This window comes from Caballeronia sp. INML3B, assembly GCF_023631305.1.
Taxonomy (GTDB): domain Bacteria; phylum Pseudomonadota; class Gammaproteobacteria; order Burkholderiales; family Burkholderiaceae; genus Caballeronia; species Caballeronia turbans.
Genome location: NZ_JALQDI010000058.1, coordinates 41,557 through 64,391 on the forward strand (window position 1 = coordinate 41,557; position 22,835 = coordinate 64,391).

At 67.0% G+C, this 22,835-nt stretch carries 17 protein-coding genes and 2 pseudogenes; 11 read left to right on the forward strand and 8 right to left on the reverse strand.

Features of this window, described 5'->3' with window-relative positions; all coding sequences use genetic code 11:
• Positions 1 to 9 precede the first annotated feature (9 nt).
• The 7 genes from NCS58_RS25710 to NCS58_RS25740 are packed head-to-tail and all read right to left on the reverse strand — an operon-like array spanning position 10 to position 6,598.
• Positions 10 to 405, reverse strand: coding sequence for a RidA family protein (locus tag NCS58_RS25710; protein ID WP_061116236.1), 396 nt, complete (start codon positions 403 to 405; stop codon positions 10 to 12).
• On the reverse strand, positions 402 to 851 hold the full coding sequence (locus tag NCS58_RS25715) for a thioesterase family protein (RefSeq protein WP_061116237.1): 450 nt from the start codon (positions 849 to 851) through the stop codon (positions 402 to 404). The genes NCS58_RS25710 and NCS58_RS25715 overlap by 4 nt, the downstream gene beginning before the upstream one ends.
• Positions 848 to 2,029, reverse strand: coding sequence for an acyl-CoA dehydrogenase family protein (locus tag NCS58_RS25720; protein ID WP_061116238.1), 1,182 nt, complete (start codon positions 2,027 to 2,029; stop codon positions 848 to 850). Before NCS58_RS25720 ends, NCS58_RS25715 begins: the two co-directional genes overlap by 4 nt.
• Entirely contained in the window at positions 2,030 to 2,881 is an 852-nt protein-coding gene (locus tag NCS58_RS25725; protein ID WP_061116239.1) for an enoyl-CoA hydratase family protein, read from the reverse strand.
• 11 nt (positions 2,882 to 2,892) lie between these two features.
• Positions 2,893 to 3,453: a MarR family winged helix-turn-helix transcriptional regulator gene (locus NCS58_RS25730; protein ID WP_061116240.1), complete on the reverse strand. Its 561-nt coding sequence runs from the start codon at positions 3,451 to 3,453 to the stop codon at positions 2,893 to 2,895.
• Positions 3,450 to 4,211 (reverse strand): SDR family NAD(P)-dependent oxidoreductase, encoded by a 762-nt coding sequence (locus NCS58_RS25735; RefSeq protein WP_061116241.1) that lies wholly within the window; start codon positions 4,209 to 4,211, stop codon positions 3,450 to 3,452. Before NCS58_RS25735 ends, NCS58_RS25730 begins: the two co-directional genes overlap by 4 nt.
• A 2-nt stretch (positions 4,212 to 4,213) precedes the next feature.
• Entirely contained in the window at positions 4,214 to 6,598 is a 2,385-nt protein-coding gene (locus NCS58_RS25740; protein WP_250538907.1) for a bifunctional salicylyl-CoA 5-hydroxylase/oxidoreductase, read from the reverse strand.
• Positions 6,599 to 6,732: 134 nt separating this feature from the next.
• On the opposite strand from NCS58_RS25740, the pseudogene NCS58_RS25745 reads away from it, so the two are divergent.
• The 3 genes and pseudogenes from NCS58_RS25745 to NCS58_RS25755 form a co-directional block, all read left to right on the forward strand.
• Positions 6,733 to 7,074, forward strand: a pseudogene (locus NCS58_RS25745) (MFS transporter); the annotation flags it as partial.
• A 22-nt stretch (positions 7,075 to 7,096) separates the two neighbouring features.
• Positions 7,097 to 7,579 (forward strand): YncE family protein, encoded by a 483-nt coding sequence (locus tag NCS58_RS25750; protein ID WP_061116244.1) that lies wholly within the window; start codon positions 7,097 to 7,099, stop codon positions 7,577 to 7,579.
• 206 nt (positions 7,580 to 7,785) lie between these two features.
• Positions 7,786 to 9,138 carry an MFS transporter gene (locus tag NCS58_RS25755; protein ID WP_061116245.1) on the forward strand — a complete coding sequence of 451 codons (1,353 nt, stop codon included), beginning with the start codon at positions 7,786 to 7,788 and terminating at the stop codon, positions 9,136 to 9,138.
• Between the two features lie 53 nt (positions 9,139 to 9,191).
• Here the strand turns inward: NCS58_RS25755 and NCS58_RS25760 are convergent, their stop codons facing one another.
• Complete coding sequence (locus tag NCS58_RS25760; protein WP_061116246.1) at positions 9,192 to 10,256, reverse strand: Ldh family oxidoreductase; 1,065 nt, start codon at positions 10,254 to 10,256, stop codon at positions 9,192 to 9,194.
• 152 nt (positions 10,257 to 10,408) lie between these two features.
• Between NCS58_RS25760 and NCS58_RS25765 the strand changes: the two genes are divergently transcribed.
• From NCS58_RS25765 to NCS58_RS25800, 8 genes and pseudogenes are all read left to right on the forward strand, one after another.
• Positions 10,409 to 11,398, forward strand: coding sequence for a LysR family transcriptional regulator (locus NCS58_RS25765; protein WP_061116247.1), 990 nt, complete (start codon positions 10,409 to 10,411; stop codon positions 11,396 to 11,398).
• A gap of 406 nt (positions 11,399 to 11,804) precedes the next feature.
• Positions 11,805 to 14,087 carry a cellulose biosynthesis cyclic di-GMP-binding regulatory protein BcsB gene (gene bcsB, locus NCS58_RS25770; protein WP_061116248.1) on the forward strand — a complete coding sequence of 761 codons (2,283 nt, stop codon included), beginning with the start codon at positions 11,805 to 11,807 and terminating at the stop codon, positions 14,085 to 14,087.
• Positions 14,088 to 14,144: 57 nt separating this feature from the next.
• Positions 14,145 to 15,371 (forward strand): cellulose synthase complex periplasmic endoglucanase BcsZ, encoded by a 1,227-nt coding sequence (gene bcsZ / locus NCS58_RS25775; protein WP_409219309.1) that lies wholly within the window; start codon positions 14,145 to 14,147, stop codon positions 15,369 to 15,371.
• On the forward strand, positions 15,371 to 19,339 hold the full coding sequence (locus tag NCS58_RS25780) for a cellulose synthase subunit BcsC-related outer membrane protein (protein WP_409219310.1): 3,969 nt from the start codon (positions 15,371 to 15,373) through the stop codon (positions 19,337 to 19,339). The genes bcsZ and NCS58_RS25780 overlap by 1 nt, the downstream gene beginning before the upstream one ends.
• Positions 19,340 to 19,413: 74 nt before the next feature.
• Positions 19,414 to 21,348, forward strand: coding sequence for a cellulose biosynthesis protein BcsE (bcsE, locus tag NCS58_RS25785; protein WP_061116250.1), 1,935 nt, complete (start codon positions 19,414 to 19,416; stop codon positions 21,346 to 21,348).
• A 13-nt stretch (positions 21,349 to 21,361) separates the two neighbouring features.
• Positions 21,362 to 21,583, forward strand: coding sequence for a hypothetical protein (locus NCS58_RS25790; RefSeq protein WP_061116251.1), 222 nt, complete (start codon positions 21,362 to 21,364; stop codon positions 21,581 to 21,583).
• On the forward strand, positions 21,580 to 22,344 hold the full coding sequence (bcsQ, locus tag NCS58_RS25795) for a cellulose biosynthesis protein BcsQ (RefSeq protein ID WP_061116252.1): 765 nt from the start codon (positions 21,580 to 21,582) through the stop codon (positions 22,342 to 22,344). The genes NCS58_RS25790 and bcsQ overlap by 4 nt, the downstream gene beginning before the upstream one ends.
• A pseudogene (locus NCS58_RS25800) lies at positions 22,341 to 22,835 on the forward strand (hypothetical protein); the annotation flags it as partial. The gene bcsQ and the pseudogene NCS58_RS25800, both read left to right, overlap by 4 nt.

Consider the following 22,835-nt stretch of genomic DNA (forward strand, 5'->3'; position numbering starts at 1 on the left):
GCTCTCCGCTTAATCGGGAATAACCGCCGTGGCTTCGATTTCCACCAGTGCTTCGTCTTCGATGAGCGCGACGACCTGCACCGCGCTCATCGCGATATCGTAGTCGCCGATCAGCTCGCGAAACGCCGCGCCGATTTCCTTCGCCGCCGCGAGATACGCGCGTTTGTCCGTCACGTACCACGTCATGCGCACGAGGTGCTCGGGCTTGCCGCCTGCTTCGCGCAGAATCGCCACGACGTTGCGCAGCGCCTGGGTGGCCTGCGCGCCGAACTCGTGATTCACGAAGCGCGCCTGTTCGTCCCAGCCGATCTGTCCGGCGATATACACCTGCGTGCCGCGCACCGCGACGCCGTTCGCGTAGCCGCGCGGCTTGAGCCAGCCCGAAGGCAGAAGCGTCTTTTTCATGAGCGTGTCTCCTCTTGCAATGCGCGGCTCGTGCCCGGCGCGAACCGTTCGATGGCGCGGGCGATGTCGCCGGGAATGTCGATCGAGCGGCCATCGTCGAGCGATGTCGTCACGAGAACCTGCTTCGCGCGAAAGCGCACTTCGCCATCGCAATGACCGACGATGTCGATGCGAATCGAGCGCTGTCCGACGGAATCGACAGCCAGCGTGAACGTCACCGTTTCACCCATGCGGCTCGGCCGCGAGAACTCGCAGTTGAGCTTGACGATGGGCAGCCCGACGCGACGCGCGGAGATCATCGCTGCATAGTCGATGCCGAGCGCGTCGTTGAACCAGTCCTCGACGAGCGCGTTCGTCATCACGAGGTATTGCGGGAAATAGACGATGCCCGCCGGGTCGCAATGCGCGAAGCGGATGCGCATCGGCATATCGAAGGCTTGCGTCATCGTTGACGTTCTCCGTGCGCTTTCAACAAGTCTCGTCCGACGATCAACTGCTGCACTTCCGTCGCACCTTCATAGATGCGCAGCGCGCGAATCTCGCGGTAAAGCGATTCGACTGCCGTGCCGCTTTTCACGCCGAGGCCGCCCCATAACTGCACGGCAGCATCGATCACTTGTTGGGCGCCTTCGCTCGCGTGCCACTTCGCCATGGCTGCTTCGCGTGTGACGTTCTCGCCCTGATCGCGCAACCACGCGGCGCGATAGACGAGCAGCGCGCTCGTGTCGATGGTCAGCGCCATCTGGGCGAGCTTTGCCTGCGTGAGCTGGAAGTCGCCGAGCGTCTGGCCGAACATCTTGCGCGACGCGGCGCGATCGAGTCCCTCCTGCATTGCGCGGCGCGCGAAGCCCAGCGATGCGGCCGCAACGGACGTGCGGAAGATGTCGAGCGTGCGCATGGCGATCTTGAAGCCTTCGCCTGGCGCGCCGAGCATCTGGCTGCGCGGCACGCGCGCCTTGTCGAAATGCAGCCGCGCGAGCGGATGCGGCGCGATCACGTCGATGCGTTCGGCGATCTGCAGCCCCGGCGTATCCGCATCGACGATGAACGCGCTGATGCCGCGCGCGCCCGGTGCTCCGCCGGTGCGCGCGAACACGACATAGAAATCCGCGATGCCGCCGTTCGAGATCCATGTCTTGTCGCCATTCAGCACGTAGTCATCGCCGTCGGCGCGCGCATCGAGCGACATCGCCGCGACATCCGAGCCTGCGTCGGGCTCCGACAATGCGAACGCCGCGAGTGCCGTGCCGTTCGCGACACGCGGCAGATAGCGCGCCTTTTGCTCGTCGGTGCCGGCGAGCGAGATCGCGCCGGAGCCGAGGCCCTGCATGGCGAAGGCGAAGTCCGCGAGGCCGTCGTGCTTCGCGAGCGTTTCGCGAAGCAGACACACGGCGCGCGTGTCGATCGACTCGTTCGATGCGCCGTATTGCGTCCCGCCGACGCAATGCTTGAGCCAGCCCGCGTCGCCCAGCATCCGCACGAGGCGCTTGCAGGCGGCGTCGGTATCGGCGTGATCGACGTGCTTCAGATGCGTGTGCGCCCATGCATCGACATCGCGCGCGAGTACGCGATGCCGTTCATCGAAGAAGGGCCACGCGAGCGCGCTGTGCAGATCGACGTTCATTCAATCACCTTCGAAGACGGGGCGCGTTTTCGCGGCAAACGCGCGATATGCGCGCTCGAAATCGCGCGTGCTCATGCAGATGGCTTGCGCCTGCGCTTCCGATTCGATCGCTTCGTCGATGCTCATGCTCCATTCCTGATGCAGCATCTTCTTTGTGATGCCGTGCGCGAAGGTCGGGCCTGCGACGAGTTCGGATGCGAGCTTCGCGGCTTCGTCGAGCAAAGTCTCGGGCGTGCAGAGGCGGTTGTAGAAGCCCCAGTCGTAGCCTTCGTCGCCGCTCGCGGCGCGGCCCGTGAAGAGCAGTTCGGCCGCACGTCCCTGGCCGATGATGCGCGGCAGGATCGAGCACGCGCCCATGTCGCAGCCCGCGAGGCCGACACGTGCGAACAGGAACGCGAGCTTGCTGCGCGAAGTGCCGAGACGCATGTCGGAGGCCATCGCGAGGATCGCGCCCGCGCCCGCGCATACGCCATCGACGGCGGCGACGATCGGCTGCGGGCAATGGCGCATCGCCTTGACGAGATCGCCGGTCATGCGCGTGAAGAGCAGCAGCTCGGGCATCGGCAGATCGATGAGCGGCGCGATGATTTCATGCACGTCGCCGCCGGAACAGAAGTTGTCGCCCGCGCCGTGAATCACGACGGCTTTCACATCGGTCGCATAGGCGAGCTGGCGAAAGAGGTCTCGCAACTCCGCATACGACTCGAACGTCAGCGGGTTCTTGCGCTCGGGGCGATTGAGCATGATGGTCGCGACGCCGTTCGTCACGGACCAGCCGAAGTGCGTCGCGCGATAGTCCGCGAGCGTCATGCGATTGCCGGCGAGAAGCGCGGCGGCGGCGGATGAGGTCATCGCTGTCTCCTTCAGTCCTTTAGCGTATTCATCAAATGCTGCTTCAGTTTGCCGAGCCGCTGATGCGTCTGCGATTTTTCATTCAGTTCGAGGCCGCCGAACATTTCGACGACCCATTGCTCGTGCGCGGTCGCCATCTTGTCGAATGCGGCGCGGCCTTGCGGCGTGAGACGCACGCTGATCGAGCGGCGATCATTCGGATCGATGTCGCGCGAGACGAGTCCTTCCTTTTCGAGCTGATCGGTGATGCCCGTCACGTTGCCGCCGGTGACCATCATGCGGCGCGACAGCTCGGTCATCTTCAGGCCTTCCGGATGACGTTCGAGCTGCGCCATCAGGTCAAAGCGCGGCAAGGTCGTATCGAACTCCGTGCGCAGGCGTTTGCGCAATTCGGCTTGCACCAGGTTCGTCGTCGTCAGCATGCGCAGCCACAGGCGCAGTCCCATGTGGCTGTCGGCGCCCGTGCTCATTTCCAGATCGACGACGTTGTCCGCCGGCTTTTCTATGCCCTTGCGCGGCGTTTTCGGCTCCGTCGGGGCGGTCGTTTTCTTGTTGCGTGCGGCGTGGGTCACGTTACTTCTCCACCTGATACGGAAATAGATTGGCCGTTCATCGAATCGGAGCCGGGGGCGCACAGCCATAGCACGGCGTTAGCGACTTCTTCCGGTTGCACGAAGCGGCGTTGCGGGTTGTGGCGCACGAGGGCATCGCGCGCATCCTGTTCGCTGCGCGAGGTCTTCGACATGATCTGATCGAGCGACGCGCGCAGCAGTTCGGTTTCGGTATAACCGGGGCACACTGCATTGACGGTGACGCCTTTCGTCGCGACTTCCGCAGCCAGCGCGCGCGTGAGGCCGATGACGCCGTGCTTCGCCGCGCAGTAAGCGGCGACATACGCATAGCCGATTTGCCCCGCCGTACTCGCGACATTCACGATGCGGCCATAGCCGCGTTCGAGCATGGAAGGCAGCACGGCGCGCGTGCAGAGAAATACACCTGTGAGATTCACGTCGAGCATGCGTTGCCAGAGCGCGGCATCGGTATGCGTGAAGGGCGCGGCTTGCGCGTGGCCCGCGTTGTTGATGAGGATGTCGGCAGGACCGGCGCGCGAAAATGCTTCCTCGACGGCGGCTTCGTTCGTGACATCGACGCTGATGCACGCGACGTCGCCATGCGCGCGCATCGCTTCGCGTTGTGCTTCGAGGCGCGCGCGATCGCGGCCCATCAACGTGACGCGCGCGCCCGCCCGTGCGAGCGCTTCTGCGCACGACGCACCGATGCCGCTGCCTCCGCCCGTGATGACCGCGTGCTTGTCTGCGAGAGCCGTCATGATCAGACCGTTCCTTCCGCGCGTTGGGCGCGTTCCTGTGGCGTGAGGCGCGCGTTGTCGGCGGCCAGCGCTCGCTCGCGTTCCAGGTTGCGTTCGAGTTGCGATTTGGCGGCGGCGTACTGCTTCGGCCACGCGATGTCGAAGTAACCGATCTTCGCGGCTTCGTTCAACGTCCACGCCGGATTCGCGAGATGCGGACGCGCCACCGCGCAGAGATCCGCGCGTCCCGCCGCGATGATGCTGTTCACATGATCCGCTTGCGAGATCGCACCGACGGCGATCGTGGCAATGCCCGCTTCGTTGCGGATGCGATCCGCGAACGGCGTCTGGAACATGCGGCCGTACACGGGCTTTTCCTGCTTGCTGACCTGCCCCGACGACACGTCGATCATGTCCGCACCTGCTGCCTTGAATGCGCGTGCGATTTCGACCGCGTCGTCCGGTGTCGTGCCGCCATCCACCCAGTCGTGCGCGGAAATGCGAACGGACATCGGCCTGTCTTGCGGCCATGCCGCGCGCATCGCCTCGAATACTTCGAGCGGATAGCGCAGACGGTTTTCGAGCGAGCCGCCGTACTGGTCGGTGCGATGATTCGTTAGCGGCGACAAAAAGCTCGACAGGAAATAGCCGTGCGCGCAGTGCAATTCGAGCCAGTCGAAGCCCGCTTGCGCGGCCATTTCGGCGGCACGCACGAATTGCGCTGCAATTCCACGCAGTTCTTCATGCGACGCCTCGCGCGACCATTGGCTCACGCCTTGCACGTACTGTTGCGGCGAAGCGGAGACGAGCGGCCAGTTTCCATCAGGCAACGGCTGATCGATGCCTTCCCAGCTCACGCGCGTCGATGCCTTCGCGCCCGCATGACCGAGTTGCATGCCGATCTTCGCATCCGATTGCGCATGCACGAAATCGACGATGCGCGTCCACGCGGCGAGATGCTCCGGCGCATACATGCCGGGACATCCCGGTGTGATGCGCGCCTCGGGCGACACGCAGGTCATCTCCGTCATGACGAGCGCGGCGCCGCCCATCGCGCGCGCGCCGAGATGCATCAGGTGATAGTCGCCCGCGACGCCATCGACGGCGGAATACTGCGCCATCGGCGATACGACCACGCGGTTCTTCAGCGTGACGCCGCGCAGCTTGAACGGCGTGAACATCGGTGGAATGGAGCGTTGCTGTGCAGTGCGCTCGATACCCGCGCGCGCGGCGAGCCAGTCTTCGAACGAGGCGACATAGCGCGCATCACGTTCGCGCAGGTTTTCATGCGAGATGCGCTGCGAGCGCGTAAGCAGCGAATACGCGAACTTCTCCGGTTCGAACGCCGCGTAACGGTCCACATGCTCGAACCATTCCGTCGAATTGCGCGCGGCGTTCTGGATGCGCAGCACATCCACGCTGCGCACCTGCGTGTAATGCGCGAGCGCGCCTTCGAGATCGCCGTTCTGCCTGGCGAATGCCGTGTCGATGCTGTTCGCGAGTTCGATCGCGTCTTCGAGCGCGAGCTTGGTGCCCGAACCGATGGAGAAGTGCGCGGTATGCGCCGCATCGCCCATCAGCACGACGGGCGTGCGCTTGCCGTTCGCGCCATCGCGCCAATGCACCCATTCACGATTCACCACGCGCGGAAAGCGAATCCATTGCGCCGAGCCGCGCAAGTGCGTGGCGTTCGATATCAGCGCGTGACCGTCCAGATACTTCGCGAAGAGCTTTTCGCAAAACGCGATGCCGTCGTCCTTGCTCATGTCGGCGAGGCCGGCTCCGCGCCATACGCGCTCGGGCGCTTCGACGATGAACGTCGACGTGTTCTCGTCGAAACGATAGGCATGCGCCTGGAACCAGCCCCACTCCGTCTTTTCGAATGCGAACGTGAAGGCGTCGAAACACTTGTTCGTGCCGAGCCACACGAAGCGGCAATCGCGCAGATCGATGTCGGGTCGATAGGTCGACGCGTATTTTTGCCGGACCGCGCTGTTCGCGCCATCGCTCGCAATGATGAGGTCCGCCTCGTAGTCTTCGTCGTTGACGACTTGCGTCTCGAAGACGAGCTTTACGCCGAGATCTTCGCAGCGTGCCTGCAGGATATTCAGCAGACGTTTGCGGCCGATGCCGCAGAAGCCATGCCCCGACGAACGGATCGTGCGGCCGCCGACGTGGACTTCGATGTCGTCCCAATGATTGAAGGCATCGAGGATGGCGTCGGCGCTTTGCGGGTCCGCCGCGCGCAGGTTGCCGAGCGTCTGGTCGGAGAACACGACGCCCCAGCCGAACGTGTCGTACGGCCGGTTGCGCTCGACGACGGTGATGTCGTAGCCAGGGTGGCGGTGCTTCATCAAAAGCCCGAAATACAGGCCCGCCGGGCCTCCGCCGATGCAGACGATGCGCATGCTTGCTCTCCGACCGTTGTCTTCTCACGTCGATAATTTAGGTTTTGATAGTTTAGATGTCAAGTAAATAGTGGGCTGGAGGGCAGTCGCCCGCGACCCTTGCGCGTAACTACCGGAGGCGAGTCACCTTGTAGCTTGCGGTGGCATTCGTCGGAACGCTGAATCCGAGCGCGGACGATGTCAGTCTGTTTCTACCGATCGAGCACGCATGTCTTGCCGAAGCGTCGCAGGCGCAGGCACGTACAGCATTGTTCGCGCGCTACAGCCTCGCGGGCGCGCTCGCGGGCGCGCGCTCGGTGCGCTGCTGGCCGGCGTCCCCGACTGGGTCGCTGCGCATTCCGAAATATCGGCGCTTTCGGCCATGCGAGTCATGTTCATGGTGTGCGCCCTGTCGGGACTCGCGATCCTGATCCTGTACCTGTACATGCCATCGCATCAGCCAGCTACCACCAACGTTCCCGCCGCGCTCGCGGGTGTTTGCCTCGGCGACCGGAACGAATGAAGTCGTGGCGATCGACAGTCACGCGGCATATCTTCGTCAACGTTCAAACGCGTCGGCAACTGGTCGAGATCGACCTTTCGACGGGTGCAATCGCGGCGCGGATCGACTTGCCCGGAGCAGACGGGAATCACGGCTTGCTCATCGTTGGGCAAGCCAGACTCGCCTTCATTGCGTGTGAAGGCAACAGCAAATTGCTGGTGCTGGACATGCGCACAATGCGTGTCTCCCAATCGTTCGACGTGGGACGAAATCCGGACGTACTGGCGCTCGATGCTTCGGCGAGCACGGTGTATGTGGCTGGCGAGGGCGGTGTCGTCCCGATGTTCCGTTTTGACGGGACTCATGTGGCAAAAGTGGGCGAAGGTTCTCTGGGGCCGAACGCTCATGTCGTGTATGTCGATCCGGCGACGCATCGATCGTACTTCGCTCTCAAGGATCTCAACGGTCATCCGGCGTTGCGCATCATGGCGCCGCAGTGATGCTGGCATCGTGCGCTGATAGCTGCAAGGGTGCTGCGCGGGTTTGCCCCTAGCTCGCGATAAACAAATGGAATTGCTTTGCGAGAAAATTTGATTGGATTTCCATCGGGTGCGGACCTATCGTGCGTAGTCCGATGCGGCAATCCGCGCGCTCGCATCGAAATAACGGCCTCGCCGACAGAACAAAATATCCAGGAGACTTACCCATGGAGCAATCCTCCGCGGTGCCGCGTGTGCCGGAGTCGGACGCCAGCGCCGCTCAGAACATCGCTTCCAACGATCGAGCTACGCCAAGGGTGCGGCGAATCCAGCGTACCGCGCTTGCTCTTCTCCTCCTGAGCGGGGTCATCAACTACATCGATCGCGCAACGCTATCCATCGCGAATCCGCTGATCCGGCAGGATCTCGGGCTTTCGGTCGGGGAAATGGGCCTGCTGCTTTCCGCGTTCCTATGGGCTTATGCGTTTGCGCAACTGCCGGCGGGCGCATTGGTCGATCGCTTCGGCGCGCGGATCATGCTTACCGTCAGCCTCGCGACTTGGTCGGTGGCGCAAGCCTTCGGCGGCGTCGTGAGCAGCTTCGGCCAGTTCTTCGCCGCTCGCATGGTGCTGGGAATCGGGGAGGCGCCGCAATTTCCGACGAGCGCCAAAGTCGTTCGCGACTGGTTCGGCAAGAAAGAGCGTGGCGCCGCGACCGGCATCTGGAACAGTTCATCGACGCTGGGCACCGCAATATCGGCGCCTTTGCTGACAGTCGTAATGTTGACCGTGGGATGGCGATGGATGTTCGGCATCATGGGAATCGCCGGGCTCGTCGTGGCACTGTGTTTCTTTCTCGTGCATCGCGACCCGCGTCAGGTCGACCTGACGCAGCGGGAGCGCGCGTATCTCACCGACGTCGATGGTGAAATCCAGAGCCGCCCGACATGGCGCGAGTGGCGCCGTCTGTTCGAGTTCAGCACCACGTGGGGCATGCTGCTGGGATTCTTCGGCACGATCTACGTCTTGTGGCTCTACAACGCGTGGTTGCCGACGTATCTGCAAATGGAATTTCACCTGACCATCGCGAAGTCGGGGTGGGTGGCGGCGGTCCCCTATCTCTTCGGCGTAGTGGGCAGCCTTTCCGGCGGAAAGATTTGCGACGTGCTCGCTCGGCGAGGGGTGTCGGCGATCAACAGCCGGAAGTACCCGATGGCCGCCTCGCTTTTCGGTGTCGCCGTGTTTACGGTGCTGACTGGCCTCACGCACAGCGCGACACTGGCGGTCGTATTCATCTCGATCTCGATGTTGCTCCTGTATGTGTCGAGCAGTGCGGCCTGGGCGACGGCGTCCGTTGCCGCGCCCTCCAACTGCACCGCGTCGATCGGCGCCATGCAGAATTTCGGGGGCTACTTCGGCGGCGCGCTGGCACCGGTCGTCACGGGCTTCATCGTGCAGCAGACACGCTCGTTCCAGCCTGCGCTCTTCGTCGGGGCGGGCGTTGCCGCCGTCGCGCTGATCGGCTACTGGCTGCTCGTGCGCGGCCCGATTCCGCCGGCGGCGCTGGCCCAGGACGCGTAACCGCAACACAGCGCTGCTGCGAGCGAGAGTCAGAGACTCTCGCTCGCCTCGACTCAGCCGGTCAGTGCATCAGGAAACCCGATCTCATAGCGCCGAGCGCAGGCCTCGAGTGCCGGTGCGATCGTCGGGTGCAGCGCGACTCCGTCGCGTAGTTGCTCGCGCTTGAGGCTCAATCCGCGATCGCCCGGCATCCGCACACCCGACGTTCCAGGGCGCGGCGGATTGTCCCGACAGGCATCGCCGAGCCAGTCCATTTGCCGCGCGAACGCGGCGGGACCGCCAAAAGCCGCCGGATCGTATAACGACACAAACACGGTGGCGCCCCATCCCTCGGCGGGATCGGCCCGGCCGTGACCGGCGAGACCTCCCGTCAGCGCCTCGATCATCAACGCTAGCCCGAAGCCCTTGTGTCCCCACGTCATGCCGCCGACCGGGAGAATCGATCCCGGAGGCTCAGTGGACAGCACGGCGGGATCGCGGCTGGGCTGACCGTCCGCATCGAGAAAACATGCCTCCTCGAAGAGTTCGCCGGCCTTGTGTCGGCGCGCGGTCATGCCGTTCGTCACGGTCGACGAGGAGATATCGATCAGAAACGGCGTGCCCGATGTCGGAATGCCCGCCGCGATCGGATTCGGTGTAAATACCGAACGCGTGCCGCCATGAGGGGCCACGCTTTGCACCGCCGGGTCGGAGCTGCCGAGCACGATCATGAATCCGTCGGCAGTGGCCTTTTCCAGATAACTGGCAAGACAGGCGATGTGATGACTGCGCCGAATCACGAGCGTCGCGCTCCCGTATTCTCGTGCTCTCGGCGCGAGTGTTTCGATGCCGCTGAGCACGAGCCACGGGCCGGGAAGACGCCGGCCATCCCACAACAGGCTGGCGCCCCGGTCCGCCACGACCTCGGGCTCGCCGGAGCACGTCATCGTGGCGTTTTCAATCTCACGGATATAGCCGGGCAGCAGCGCGAGCCCGTGCGTATCGTGTCCCATCAAGTCGCCATCGACGAGCGTACGGGCGACTGCCAGCGCTTTGACGTCGTCCATTCCGGCCCTGACCAGCAGACGCTGTGCGAAGCCTTGCAGTTCATCGGCGGAGTACCGGGCTTGTGTATTCATCGTGATCGCGTCAGTAAGGTGGTTGTTGGAAGCTGCCGGGCAAGTAAAGGCCCGATGCGCTCTGGATTGTCCATTGCGCTTTTGATAAGCGTCCAATCGAGAATTGCGTAAAATCAATTCCATCTGGTTATGAGTCTCTACGCGTTTGCCCTATGCCTCAAGATTCGAATAACTCCGCTATTTCAGCGCTGACGAAGCTGCGCTTCAGGCATCTGCAGTTGCTCGAACTGCTCGGGCGTACGCGCAACCTCCGTATTGCGGCTGAGCACATGCACATCACGCAGCCGGCCGCGACGAAGATTCTGAGCGATCTGGAGGCGATGTTCGGTGCGCCGCTCTTCGAACGGCTACCGCGCGAAATGCGGCCGACCGATCTTGGAACGCTCTCCGTCCGCTACGCCGGCACCGCGCTATCCAGTCTCGGCAAGTTTTCGAACGAGTTCGCGACACTGAAGAACGGCGGCTATGGACATCTCACGGTGGGTTTCATTCCGGCTTCCGCCGCACAACTCGTGACCGCGGCTATCAAGGAGATCCAGCGCCGGCGCCCGAGACTCATCATCAAGCTGGTCGAGCAAAGTAGCGATCAGCTCGCGACATGGCTCGAGGAAAGGCGACTCGACGTGATGGTCGGGCGCCCGACAGAGCCACGACACGAAGCGCTTTTCCATGTGGTCGATCTATTGGCGGAGCCTGCACGTACGGTCGTCGGGCAGCATCATCCGTTGCTGAAGCGGCGGCGCATGGAGATCACCGATCTCGGCCAGTGGCCTTGGATCCTGTATCCCCAAGGCACCGCCATGCGGCAGCTATTCGAAGAGACGTTCGCGGCGGCGGGGATGATCGCGCCGGTGGGTATCGTGGAAACGCCCTCGATTTTTTCGACGCTGGAGTTGCTGCAGGCCACCGACATGATCTCCCTTCAACCACAGGCCGCGATGGACAAGTACGTCAAGCATGGCCTGCTTGGATACCTGGACGTGCCGATACGGCGGACGCTGTCGAATTACAGCGTTATTACGCGAAAAGACGAAGCCACTTCGCAAGCGATGGACGAGTTCGTTGCCATCCTCCTGGCAATCGCCGCGCAATACCGGGTAGTCGACAAGACTGGTGCGGGCGCGCGTTTCCCGGTTTCGTAAGCAAGGGCAGCGTCCGCATTCTCTCATTCTCTATTTCTCATCGAATCGGTAAGTTTTTCGCGCACTTTCCATCCGCCAGGCGAACTTCCTCGAACGTAGCCATCAAGTTTCGCCTTTATCGACCGACAAAGCTTCGTATGGAGTTGAGTGCGAAGAAGCCGCGCGGCAGTCCGCTGCATTTGCCGTGGCGCGGTTTTGCGACGCAAGAGAGTGGCCCCGGGTAGAAGAAGTTGGCCGTGGCGATGTGGTCTTTATCGAAGAAGCGTGGATTGGTACGGATGCTTACGAAGAATGCGACGGTAGGGCCTGCGGCTGGCGGGGTGGGGCCAGCATGCATCGAGCAAACGCAAGACGGCGATGGCCCGCGAGCCGGTCTGCGCCCGCGTGACGCTGCGCAGGCTCGTCGATGAAGCCGTCCGTTCCGTTCCGCCTGTTCCTCGCGATGGCTACCGGCGCGATCTACGCCGCGGCATTGCCGGCCGTCGCCGCCAACGCGCCCGTCGACGCAACCGTTCCTGCCGCCGTCAGCGACGCGGCCTCGATCCACGTGCCGTTCTCCGCGCTGGGCGCGTATGAGCCGCTGCATCTGCGCGGCCTGGAGGACGCACGCTCGGTCTCGCTCGGCGTGCGGCTCGACCGCGTCGTGACCGGCGCGCGCCTGCGTCTGCGCTATACGTATTCTCCCGCGCTCGCGTTCGCGCTGTCGCACGTCAAGGTGTCGATCAACAACGAGGTGATCGCCACCGTGCCCTTCGACAAGGAGCACGCGGGAACGATGGTCACGCAGGACATTCCCGTCGATCCGCACCTGTTCACCGATTACAACCAGTTCGGCCTGCGCTTCATCGGCCATTACACGCTCGATCATTGCGAAGATCCGGCCAACACCGCTTTGTGGGCCGACGTGAGCCCGACGAGCGAATTCATTCTCGACACCGCGCCGATCAAGCTGCCGAGCGATCTCGCGCTTCTTCCCGCACCGTTCTTCGACCCGCGCGACGTGAGCCGCCTCACGCTGCCGTTCGTGCTGCCCGCGTCGCCCGACAGCGCAACGCTCAAAAGCGCGGGCGTTCTCGCCTCGTGGCTCGGCGCGCTCGCCGATTACCGCAACGCGCGTTTCCCGGCGCGCACGTCGCTGCCGGCGAACGAGCACGCGCTCGTCGTCGGCACGCGCGCGCAATTGCCCGCCGAATTATCGGCGCATGCGGTGCTGCCGGAGATAGACGGGCCGACCATCTTCGTCACCGACAACCCCGCCTCGGCGGACCGCAAGCTGCTCGTCGTGACCGGGCGCACCGCCGCCGAAGTGGACGACGCGACCTATGCGCTGGTGCTCGGTCGCGCGGCGATGTCGGGTGCTTCGGTCAAGGTCGCGCACGTCGATATCGGCAAGCCGCGCGAGCCCTACGATGCGCCGCGCTGGATGCCGACCGATCGCCCGGTCGCCTTCAAGGAACTCGTCGACGACCCGTCGCAACTGCAGGTCTCGGGCGGCACTCCCGATGCGATCCGCCTGAACCTGCGCGTGCCCGCCGACCTCTTCGCGTGGAACAGCGCGGGTGTGCCGCTCAACCTGCGCTACCGCTACACCGCGCCGACGGTGCAGAACAACTCCGCGCTCGCCGTCGACGTCAACGACCAGCTCGTGAAGTCGTTCCGCCTGCCGCCCGCCCGCAGCGACGACAGCCAGGGCCGCTTCCAGTTGCCGCTCTTGTCGGGCGTCAACAGCGGCTCGGCGAGCGCGCTCGATATTCCGGCGTTTCGCGTAGGCAGCTCGAACCAGCTGCAACTGCGCTTTAACCTCGATTCGCAGAAGACCGGACTGTGCGCCGGCGTGCAGAACAACCCGGCGCGGGCGGCGGTGGACCCGGATTCGACCATCGACTTCTCCGGTTTCGTGCACTACGCACAGATGCCGAACCTCGCGTACTTCGCCAACAGTGGCTTTCCGTTCACGCGCCATGCGGACCTGGCGCAGACGGCCGTCGTGATCCCGGATCATCCGAGCGACGCCGAGCTCGAGACGATGCTGACGATGCTCGGCCACATGGGCCAGTGGACCGGCTTTCCCGCGCTGCGCGTGACGATCGCCCGTCCCGGCGATGTCGCGGCCCTCGCGCAGAAGGATCTGCTCGTGATCGGCGGCTCGCCGTCATCGCCGGTGTTCGCACGCTGGCACGACGCGCTGCCGCTGTCGCTGTCGATCGCGGGCGGGCGCGCGGCGGGTGCCGCCGCGGCGAACGACGGCATCGCACGTGCGTCCTTCTCGGTCGGCGAGCGCTGGCGCGACGGCAAGCTCGCCACGCATGGCGGCGCATCGCTCGATCAGAGCGGCCCGCTCGCCGCGATCATGGGCTTCGAGGCGCCCGGCGCGGCGGGGCGCAGCGTCGTCGCGCTGGCGGCGACCGGCGACGGCCGCCTCGGCGACCTGCTCGACGTGCTGGAGCGCTCCGACCGCGTCTCGCAGGTGCAGGGCGATCTGTCACTGGTGCGGCGCGGCGGCGTCGACAGCACGCGCGTCGGCGATACCTATGTGATCGGCTACGTACCGTGGTACGCGAAGCTGTGGAGTCTCGCGGTCCGGCATCCGGCGCTGCTCGGTGTGCTCGGCGCGCTGGCGGGCCTGCTGCTCGCGATCGGCGCGTTCACCGGGCTTCAGGAACTGGCCGCGCGCCGCCGGGGCATCTGAGCGATGACCGTTCTTCTCTCGCGCCGCATGACGCGTCCCGCCCGCCGGAGCATGTGAATGAAGGCTCCGGTCTTACTGCGCGCGGCGTGCGTGGCGTCGATCGTATGCGCATCCGGCACGGCTGGCGCGAACGCGTTCGGGGCAAGCGTGGCCGACGGGCCGCACGGCGCGCCCGCGCAGGCCGCAGCCATGACGGCATCCGGGCCGTCGTCCGGTCATCCGCGCGTCTGCGCATCGTGGGCGCGCTGGGAGCGGTTCAGGCGCGACTTCGTTTCGAAGGACGGGCGCGTGATCGACGTCGGCTCGGCTGACGAACGCACCGTTTCCGAAGGTCAGTCCTACGCGCTGTTCTTCGCGCTCGTCGCCAATGATCGCGCGAGCTTCGACACGATCCTGCACTGGACCGAGCACGAACTCGCGCAGGGCGATCTCGCTTCGCACCTGCCCGCGTGGCTGTGGGGCCGCGACGAAGCCGGCCAGTTCCGCGTGCTCGATGCCAACGCCGCATCCGATGCCGATCTGTGGATCGCCTACGCGCTCCTCGAAGCCGGCCGCGCGTGGGGCGAGCGCAGCTACACGGCGCGCGGGACATTGCTCGCGAAACGCGTGCTCGACGAGGAAGCCGCCACGCTGCCGGGCCTCGGGCCCACGCTGCTGCCCGGGCCGGCGGGGTTTCATCCCGCCGCCGATACCTGGCGCGTGAATCCGAGCTACGCGCCGCTGCAAGTCATACGCGGTATCGGCGCGCACCTGCCGGACGACACGCGCTGGCCGCGCCTCGCCGCGACGAGCGCGCGCATGCTGATCGATACCGCGCCGCGCGGGTTCTCGCCCGACTGGGCGCTCTACCGCGCGAAAGGCTTCGCCCCCGACGAGCAGACCCAGGCCGAGAGCGCCTACAACGCGATCCGCGTCTATCTGTGGGCGGGCATGCTCGCCGCCGACGACGACGCGCGAACGAAACTGCTCGAACGCTTCGCGCCGTTCGCGGCGTATATTGAGCGGCACGGCGCGCCGCCCGAGCGCGTCGATACGCGCACCGGCACGCCGGGAGAAAACGACGGCAACGCGGGATTCTCCGCCGCCGCCGTGCCGTTTCTCGCCGCGCGCGGCCAGAGCGCACTCGCGGATGCGCAGGCGGCGCGCGCGGACCACGAAGCGGCGCCGGGCTACTACACGAGCGTGTTGATGCTCTTCGGCCTCGGCTGGCGCGAAGGGCGCTTCAGCTTCGCGGCCGACGGCACGCTGCACAGCGCGGCATCCGAATGCGGAGCCGCCAGATGATGCACGGACCCAGGCTGAACCGGACCGCGATCAGCGCGGCGCTCGCGTCGGCGAGCGTCGTCTGTGCGACGCAGATGCTCGCGATGCCGGCGCACGCCATGCAGCCGCCAGCCACGACGCCCGCACCCGCACCCGCGCCCACGCTCGCGCCGATGCCCGCGATGGCGGCGCGTCTCTACGCCACGGCGCGCGTCTGGGGCAACAAGCATCGCGACGATCTCGCGCTGCAGGCGATCGACAAGGCGCTGCTGATCGCGCCCGACGATCCGCGCCTGCTTGCCGAGCGCGTGCGCGCGCAATTGCGCCTCGGCAAGACTCAGGCGGCCCAGACGGCGCTCGCGCGCATGCAGGCAATCGCCCCAGACGCTGCGATCACGCACCAGGCCGCCGACGAATATCGCGTCGCCGTGAACGGACGTCAGGAGATGGCGACCATCCGCCTGCTGTCGCGCAGTGGCCAGACGGAAGAGGCCGCGCGCCGCCTGGGCCTGCTCTTTCCGCACGGCGCGCCGTCGGGCGCGCTCGGCGCGGAGTACTGGCAGATCATCGCGGCGACGCCCGCGCACCGCCGGGAAGCGCTCGACGCGCTGCATCGCCGTGTCGCGGCCGATCCCGCGGACACGGACGCTGCGCAGACGCTCGCGCGCCTGCTCGGCACGGACGAGGCGACACGCGCCGAGGCGAACCGCATCGCATGGAATCTCGCGACGCGCACCGACACCGACCGTGCCGCCGCGCTCGACGTCTGGCGTCACGTGCTGGAGAAGGCAGGCGCGGACCCCGCGTATCTGCCTGCGTTGCGCGCGTACCTCGTGCTCGTACCCGACGACGCCGAATTCCGGGACCGCGCCGATCAGCTCGATGCGCGCATCGAGGCCCAACGCCGGCTCGAACGCGATCCCGACTACATCGCGCGCGAACGCGGGCTCGCTGCGCTGTCACGCGGCGATCTCGCCGCGGCCGCGCCGCTGCTCGCGCGCGCCGCCGCCGCACGTCCGGCCGACGCCGACGCCATTGGCGGCCTCGGTCTGGTGCGCATGCGCGAGGGCAATCGCGACGAGGCGCGCGCGCTCTTCGAGCGTGCCGCCGCGCTCGCGCCCGACAATCGCGCCAAGTGGCAGAACCTCGCACGCACGGCGCAGTTCTGGGGCACGCTCGCGAAAGGCCGCGAAGCGGCCGGGGCGGGCAGACCGCAGGACGCCGAACGCTTCGCGCGCGAGGCGCTCTCGGTCGAGCCGGCCAGCGCCGACGCGAAATTGCTGCTCGCCGACGCGCTGCTCGCGCAGGGCGACTGGCGCGCCGCCGAACCGATCCTGCGCGCACAGCTCGCGGACCGCGAGCCGAGCCTGTCGGCGCTGCGCAGCACGCGCACGCTGCTCGAACGCACCGGACGCGGCGATCAGGTCGAGGCGCTCATCGACGCGCTGCAAAGCCGCTTCACCGCCGCCGGCGATCGCGACAGCCTCGCGCAGATGCGCGCCGAGCTTGCCGCGAGCGACGCGCAGCAGCTCGCCGCGCAGGGCCAGAACGGTCCGGCCGCGCAAAAGTACGAAGCGTCGCTGCGCGCCGATCCGGATCAGCCCTGGACGCGCTTTGCGCTCGCGCGCCTTTATCAGAACCTCGGCCTGCCGCAACTCGGCCGCGCCGTGATGGACGACGGCCTCGCACGCGCGCCCGGCGCCCAGATGCGCTATGCGAGCGCGCTGTACCGCAATTCGCTCGACGATCTCGCGGGCGCACAGGCCGCGCTGGCTGCCGTGCCGGAGTCCGAGCGCAGCGACGCGATGCGCGCCTTCGCCCGCAATCTCGATGCGCAACAGGCGCTGGCCGATGCACGCGCGGCGCTCGCCCGCGGCGACGCGCAGGCCGCGCGCGTATCGCTCGGGCGCGCGCAGGGTTTCGCGCAGGACGATCCGAACATGCTCGCGTCGATCGGCTCCCTTTACATCGACCAGGGCGAGACGCAACGCGGCCTCGCGCTGCTCGCGGACTGGATGGCCGCGCATCCGGAAGACACCGACGCCGACGTGCGGCTGCGCTATGGCGATCTGCTCGGCAGCACGCGCGAGGACGATGCGCTCGCCGCGCTGCACGCGACGCTGCGGCGCGACGGCGGGCTCACGCCGCGCCAGTCGGAGCGTCTCGAAGATCAGGCGCTGCGCCTCGCGCTGCGTCAGACCGACGATGCGATCGCAACCGCCGACTATGGCCGCGCCCGTTCGGTGCTCGAGACCGTGAGCGACGCCGGCCGCCGCGACAAGCGCTACGCGTTCGAAGTCGCGGACCTCGCCCGCGCGCAGGGCCGCAATCGCGAGGCGCGCGCCGCGCTTGAGCCGCTGCTCGCACGCATGCCCGACGATCCCGAGACGCAGCTCGCGTATGCCCGCGTGCTCGGCGACGATGGCGCGCACGACGAGGCGCTCGCGATCGTGCGCCGCGTGGTGGACGCCGCGCCGCCCGATGATATCGACACGCGCCTCTCGGCCGCGCGCAGACTTTCCGCGCTGCGCCGCCCGCGGGAGGCGAGCGGAATCACGGAGGCGCTGCGCGTCGCGTATCCGGCGCGCCCGGATGTCACCGTGCAGGCGGGCCGCGTCGCCGAGGATCTCGGCGAGTACGACAGCGCCGCGTCGCTGTATCGGCTCTCGCTCGCGCAGGAGCGCGCGGCGGGCATCGGATCGGGCGCGGGCTTCAGCACGCCGGCCGGTTCGATCCGCCCGACGCCGGGCCAGGCCGCGCTCGACGATCTCGATCAGCGCCGCAATCCGGAAGTCGAGACGGCGTGGATTCCCGCGTACAAGTCCGGCGATGCGGGCGTCTCCGCGTATCACGCACAGCAGGTTCCGGTGTACGTGCAGATTCCGTATCGCTACGACGGGCACTTCTTCGCGCACGTCGATGCGGTCCATCTCGACGCGGGCACGCTCGAGGCGGACGCGCTCCTCCATCCGGAGCAGCTCACCACGACGGGCCTGTCCTACACGGCGCAGACATTCGGCACGACCGCCGCCTACTACGGCAATCCCCAGGCGCTGCAGACCTTCCTCAACGCCTCGCCGGTCACCGAAGGCGACCTGCATCAGCACGCCAACGGTCTTGGCGGCGGCGTGGGCTATACCTCGGATGCCTGGCGCATCGATGCCGGCTCGACGCCGATCGGCTTTCCGGTGCATTACCTCGTCGGCGGGGTGCGCTACAAGTTCGACGCCGGTCCGGCGAGCCTGTCTTTTTCGGCATCGCGCCGCCCCGTGACGAGCAGCGAGCTGTCGTACGCGGGCCTGACCGATCCGATCACGCATACGACCTGGGGCGGCGTGCGCCGCGACGGCATCGACATGCACGCAGGCGCCGACATCGGCGCGGTGAGCACCTTCGCGGATATCGGCGTGGGCGAGCTGACCGGGCGCAACGTCGCGAGCAATCAGGAGTTCATCCTCAGGACCGGCTTCAATGTGCCGATATTCAGACAGGCGACGATGCGCGTGCTGACCGGTCTCGTCGGCAACGTCTGGCATTACACGGACAACCTGCGCTACTACACCTACGGGCAGGGCGGCTATTACAGCCCGCAGCGCTATCTGTCGCTTGGCGTGCCGGTCGAATGGATCGGGCGGCGCAACGATTTCACGTGGGATGTCACCGCGACGGTCGGCATATCGAACGCGTACGAGAAGGACTCGCCGTATTTTCCGATCGGCCTGCCATCGGTCGCGGGGCTTGCTGCGAGCCAGTCGAACAACGTGTTCGGCGGCAGCTCGACGAACGGCGTGAGTTTCTCCTACGGCTTTGCCGCCGTCGTGCAGTACCGCGTGAATCCGTATTTCGTGGTCGGCGCGCGTCTGAACATCGACCATTCGCACGACTACGCGCCGAGCTCGGGAATGATCTACGCGCGCATCGCGTTCTCCGCGCGCAAGGACGATTTCCGGATCAGCCCGACGCCGGTGCGTCTCTATTCGAGTTACTAGACGGGCGGCGAAACATGCTTCGGATAACGCCCGGGGCGCGCGCGGCGCGTCAGGGATTGCAGGAACGGACCTAAGTGAGCAACGACTCCAACCGACCCGATGGCGCATCGAGCGCCTCGCCTTCACGAACCGGAACCGGCATCTTCGCCGCGCTGTTCCGGCTCGTCCGCGCGCGCCTCGGGGGTGGCCAGCCCGCACCGTGCCGCCTTGCCGTCGATGGACTGCCCGACGATCTCGCGACGCTCGCGCCGGGTGCGCTTTATACGGTGCATGTCGCGCCGCGCTCGCCGGAATGCGATGCGCTCGTCTGGGCCAGCGCGCGCGCAGCGCACACGCGCCACGTGACGGTCGTGCTCGCGCGCGAACGCGCGCAGGCCGCCGCCCGGTTGCGCGAACTCGGCTTCTCCGGCGAGCCCGCGCCGGGATGGCCACGCCGCCTGAACGTGCTCGCGATGCCGGATGACACATCCGGCGAAACGCCCGGACGCGACGGCGAAGGTGCGCCGCCGCTTGCGCTCGCGCGCCTGTTCGGCGCGCTGCGCGCGCTCAAACGCTTCGGCCTGCGCTCGAATGCGCTCTATCTGGTCGAAGGCGCCGAGCGCTGGTTCACCTGGCGCGACTCCGATGCGCTGGCGCGCGAAGGACGGCTGCTGGCGAACTGGTGCGCGGCGCGCGGCATCACGATGGTGCTGCTGCTCGGCCCGCACGCCGGCGCGAGCGATGCCGATACCGACACCGGCGAACATCAGGACCCGGACGATGCCGCCGGTTCGACCGGACGCAGCGCCCTCAACGGCGCGTGCGCGGGCGCGGCTCGCGTGCGGCGCACGCACGGCGAGCTGCTCTGGCAAGTCGACTTCTGGCGCACCGGCCGGGCGCTCGTGACCGGCGACATGCATGCGCTGCGCTTCACCGAAGACGGCCGCCTGAGCGTCGCGTCGCCCGAGCAGCAGGGCGAGGCGAGTCATGCGACGCTCATCGCGCGCGACGAGCAGCGCGTGGTCGTGAGCCGCGATGTGGTCGGCGAGGAGCCCTGGGTCCCGCGCGAGTGGGACGTGCTCGACGGCCACGACGCCGTGCTCGCTGCCTGCGCGGGCGCGCGCGCTGCGACGGTCGTGCTGGCGCATCGGGACGGCGCGCAACTCGAGGCGCTGTGTGCGGCCGTGCATACGCTCAGGCACACGTGCGGCCGGGCGCTGAAGATCGCGGTGGTCGAGCGCGGCGAAGTGCTTCGGCATCAGTACGAGTTGTTGATGCTGAGCCTCGGCGCGAACCTCGTGGTCGCGCGCGACGTGCCGTTCTCGCGCATCGAATCGCTGCTCCAGTCGCTGCAAGGACAGCTCTATACGCGTCCGCTGGTTTCCGACTACCGCACGGCGCTTGCCGCGTCGCTTGCCGACACGGCGACCGGTTATCTGAACGTCAGCGCGTTCTGCGCGCACGTGGAAGGCGCTGTCGCTCGTGGCGCAGTGCTGCGGTTGCCGCACGTGCTCGTCAGACTGACGCTGCCGGCCACGCTCGCACATGTCGACGCGCTTGCCCAGTGCAAGCCGCGCCGTGCGGGCGATGTGTTTACCGCCGATGCCGCGCATCTGTACGTGTTCCTGTTCGCGTGCCGTCTCGCCGACGCCAACGCCGCGCTCGCGCGCATCTTCGGCGGCCCCGTGACGCGCATCGCGACCGACATCGCGTACCTGTCGAACGAAGGCATCGCGGCCGAACTGAAGGCGCTCGAAGCGTCCAGCCGGCGTGTGCCCGCCGCCGATTACAGCGATCTCTTCCGGACGGCCGCGGCCGTCGCGCCGGACGCGCACGCCGTGCCCGCGTCGCAAACGCAGACGCGAAGCGAGGACGAGCCGGAAACGGTACGTCGCGCGCGCGAGGCACTGCGTGCACTCGAAGAGGCGCTCCAGACCGAGGCATCGAAAGCCACGCAGGGCGACGCGCGTGCACCGGCCACACGCCGCGCGGTCCCCGCGCGCATGCCGCTCGCCGCGTCGAAGAACTGAACCGGACCCCATCATGGACATTCTGCTGATTTCCGTTCTGCTCGGCGCGCTGGCCGGCGTGCCGGCATGGATCGTATGGCAGCGCGGCAGCGTGCGCCACGGCATGGCCGCCGTGCGCCGTTTCGATCCGCGCGACGCGGTGCCCTGCCGAATCGAAGCCGTCGCGCTCGACGCGCGGCTCGTGCCGGACGCGGATGCGCCGCCCGTCGCCGATAGCGCCGAGGCCCGCTCATGAAAACCATCGCCTTGATTTCGACGACCGGCGGCGCGGGCCGCACCATGCTCACGGCCTCGCTCGCCGTGCTGCTCGCGCGCCTCGGACGCGAAGTGGTCGCGCTCGACTTCGATCCGCAGAACATGCTCGGGGCCTGGCTCGGCCTCGACTCGCTCGCGGGAGAAGGCATCTCACGGGCGCTGACGGACGCCTCGCACGCCTGGCATGAGCGCACCTGGCGCAACGACGAAGGCGTGCTCTTCGTGCCGCATGGACAGCTCACGCTCGACGAAGCCGCCGCGAGCGCCGCGCGTCTCGCCGCGGACCCGCAATGGCTCGCGCGCGCGACCGGCGAGATCGGGCTCGCGGACACGGGCATCGTATTGATCGACACGCCGCGCTATCCGTCGCCGCATGCCGATCACGCCGCGCGCGCCGCCGATCTCGTGCTGTGCATCTGTGCGCCCGAGCCGGCCGCGTGCGCAACGCTCGTTGCGCACCTTGCCGCGCTGCGCGAGTCGTGCGCCGATGTGCAGCTCGTCGTCAACCGGCTGAATCCGGCGCGCGAAATGCAGCGTGACGTCCTCGCGATGCTGCGCGTCGCGGCCGGCGCGCCCGTCGCGCAGCGCATCCATCTGGACGCGGCGATGCCTGAATCTTTTGCACGCGGCGGCTGGCTTTTCGACGAAGCGCCGCATTCGCAGGCATCGCACGATCTGCACGGACTCGCGCAGCACGTCGATGCCTGGCTGCCCGCGCTGACCGCAAGCGAGCCGTCATGACGCGCGGGGACCGGCGTCAGGAAAGCGCGGGCCTGCGCGAGCGCATCATCGGCTGGATGGCGCGCGGTCTCGGTCTTGCCGGCGAGCGTTCGCTGCTCCACTGGTGCCTGCGGCTGTTCTTCAAGCCTCCTCGCGCGGGCCGGCGCGACATCGCCCGCGAGCTGCTGCGGCGGGTCGCCCGGTGCGGCATCGTCGGCTGGATCGCGCGCGGCCTCGGCCTGCCCGACGAACGCTCGCCGCTCGACTGGTGCGTGCGCCTCTTCTTCAAGCCGCCGCGCGCGGGCCGGCGCGACCTTCCTCGCGTGCTGCTGCGTGCGTTCGTGTTGCGCTGGGCGGCGCAGTGGGGCGTCATCGACGTGCGCCGTCCACGCGAATGGCTGCTGCGCGCGCTCGTGCGGCCGCCGCGCGCGCGGCCCCCCCCCCGGTCGCTGGTCGTGCGCGGGGGCGCCCCCGCGGTCCGCCCCGATCGCCATATTTTTACGGGGGTCGTT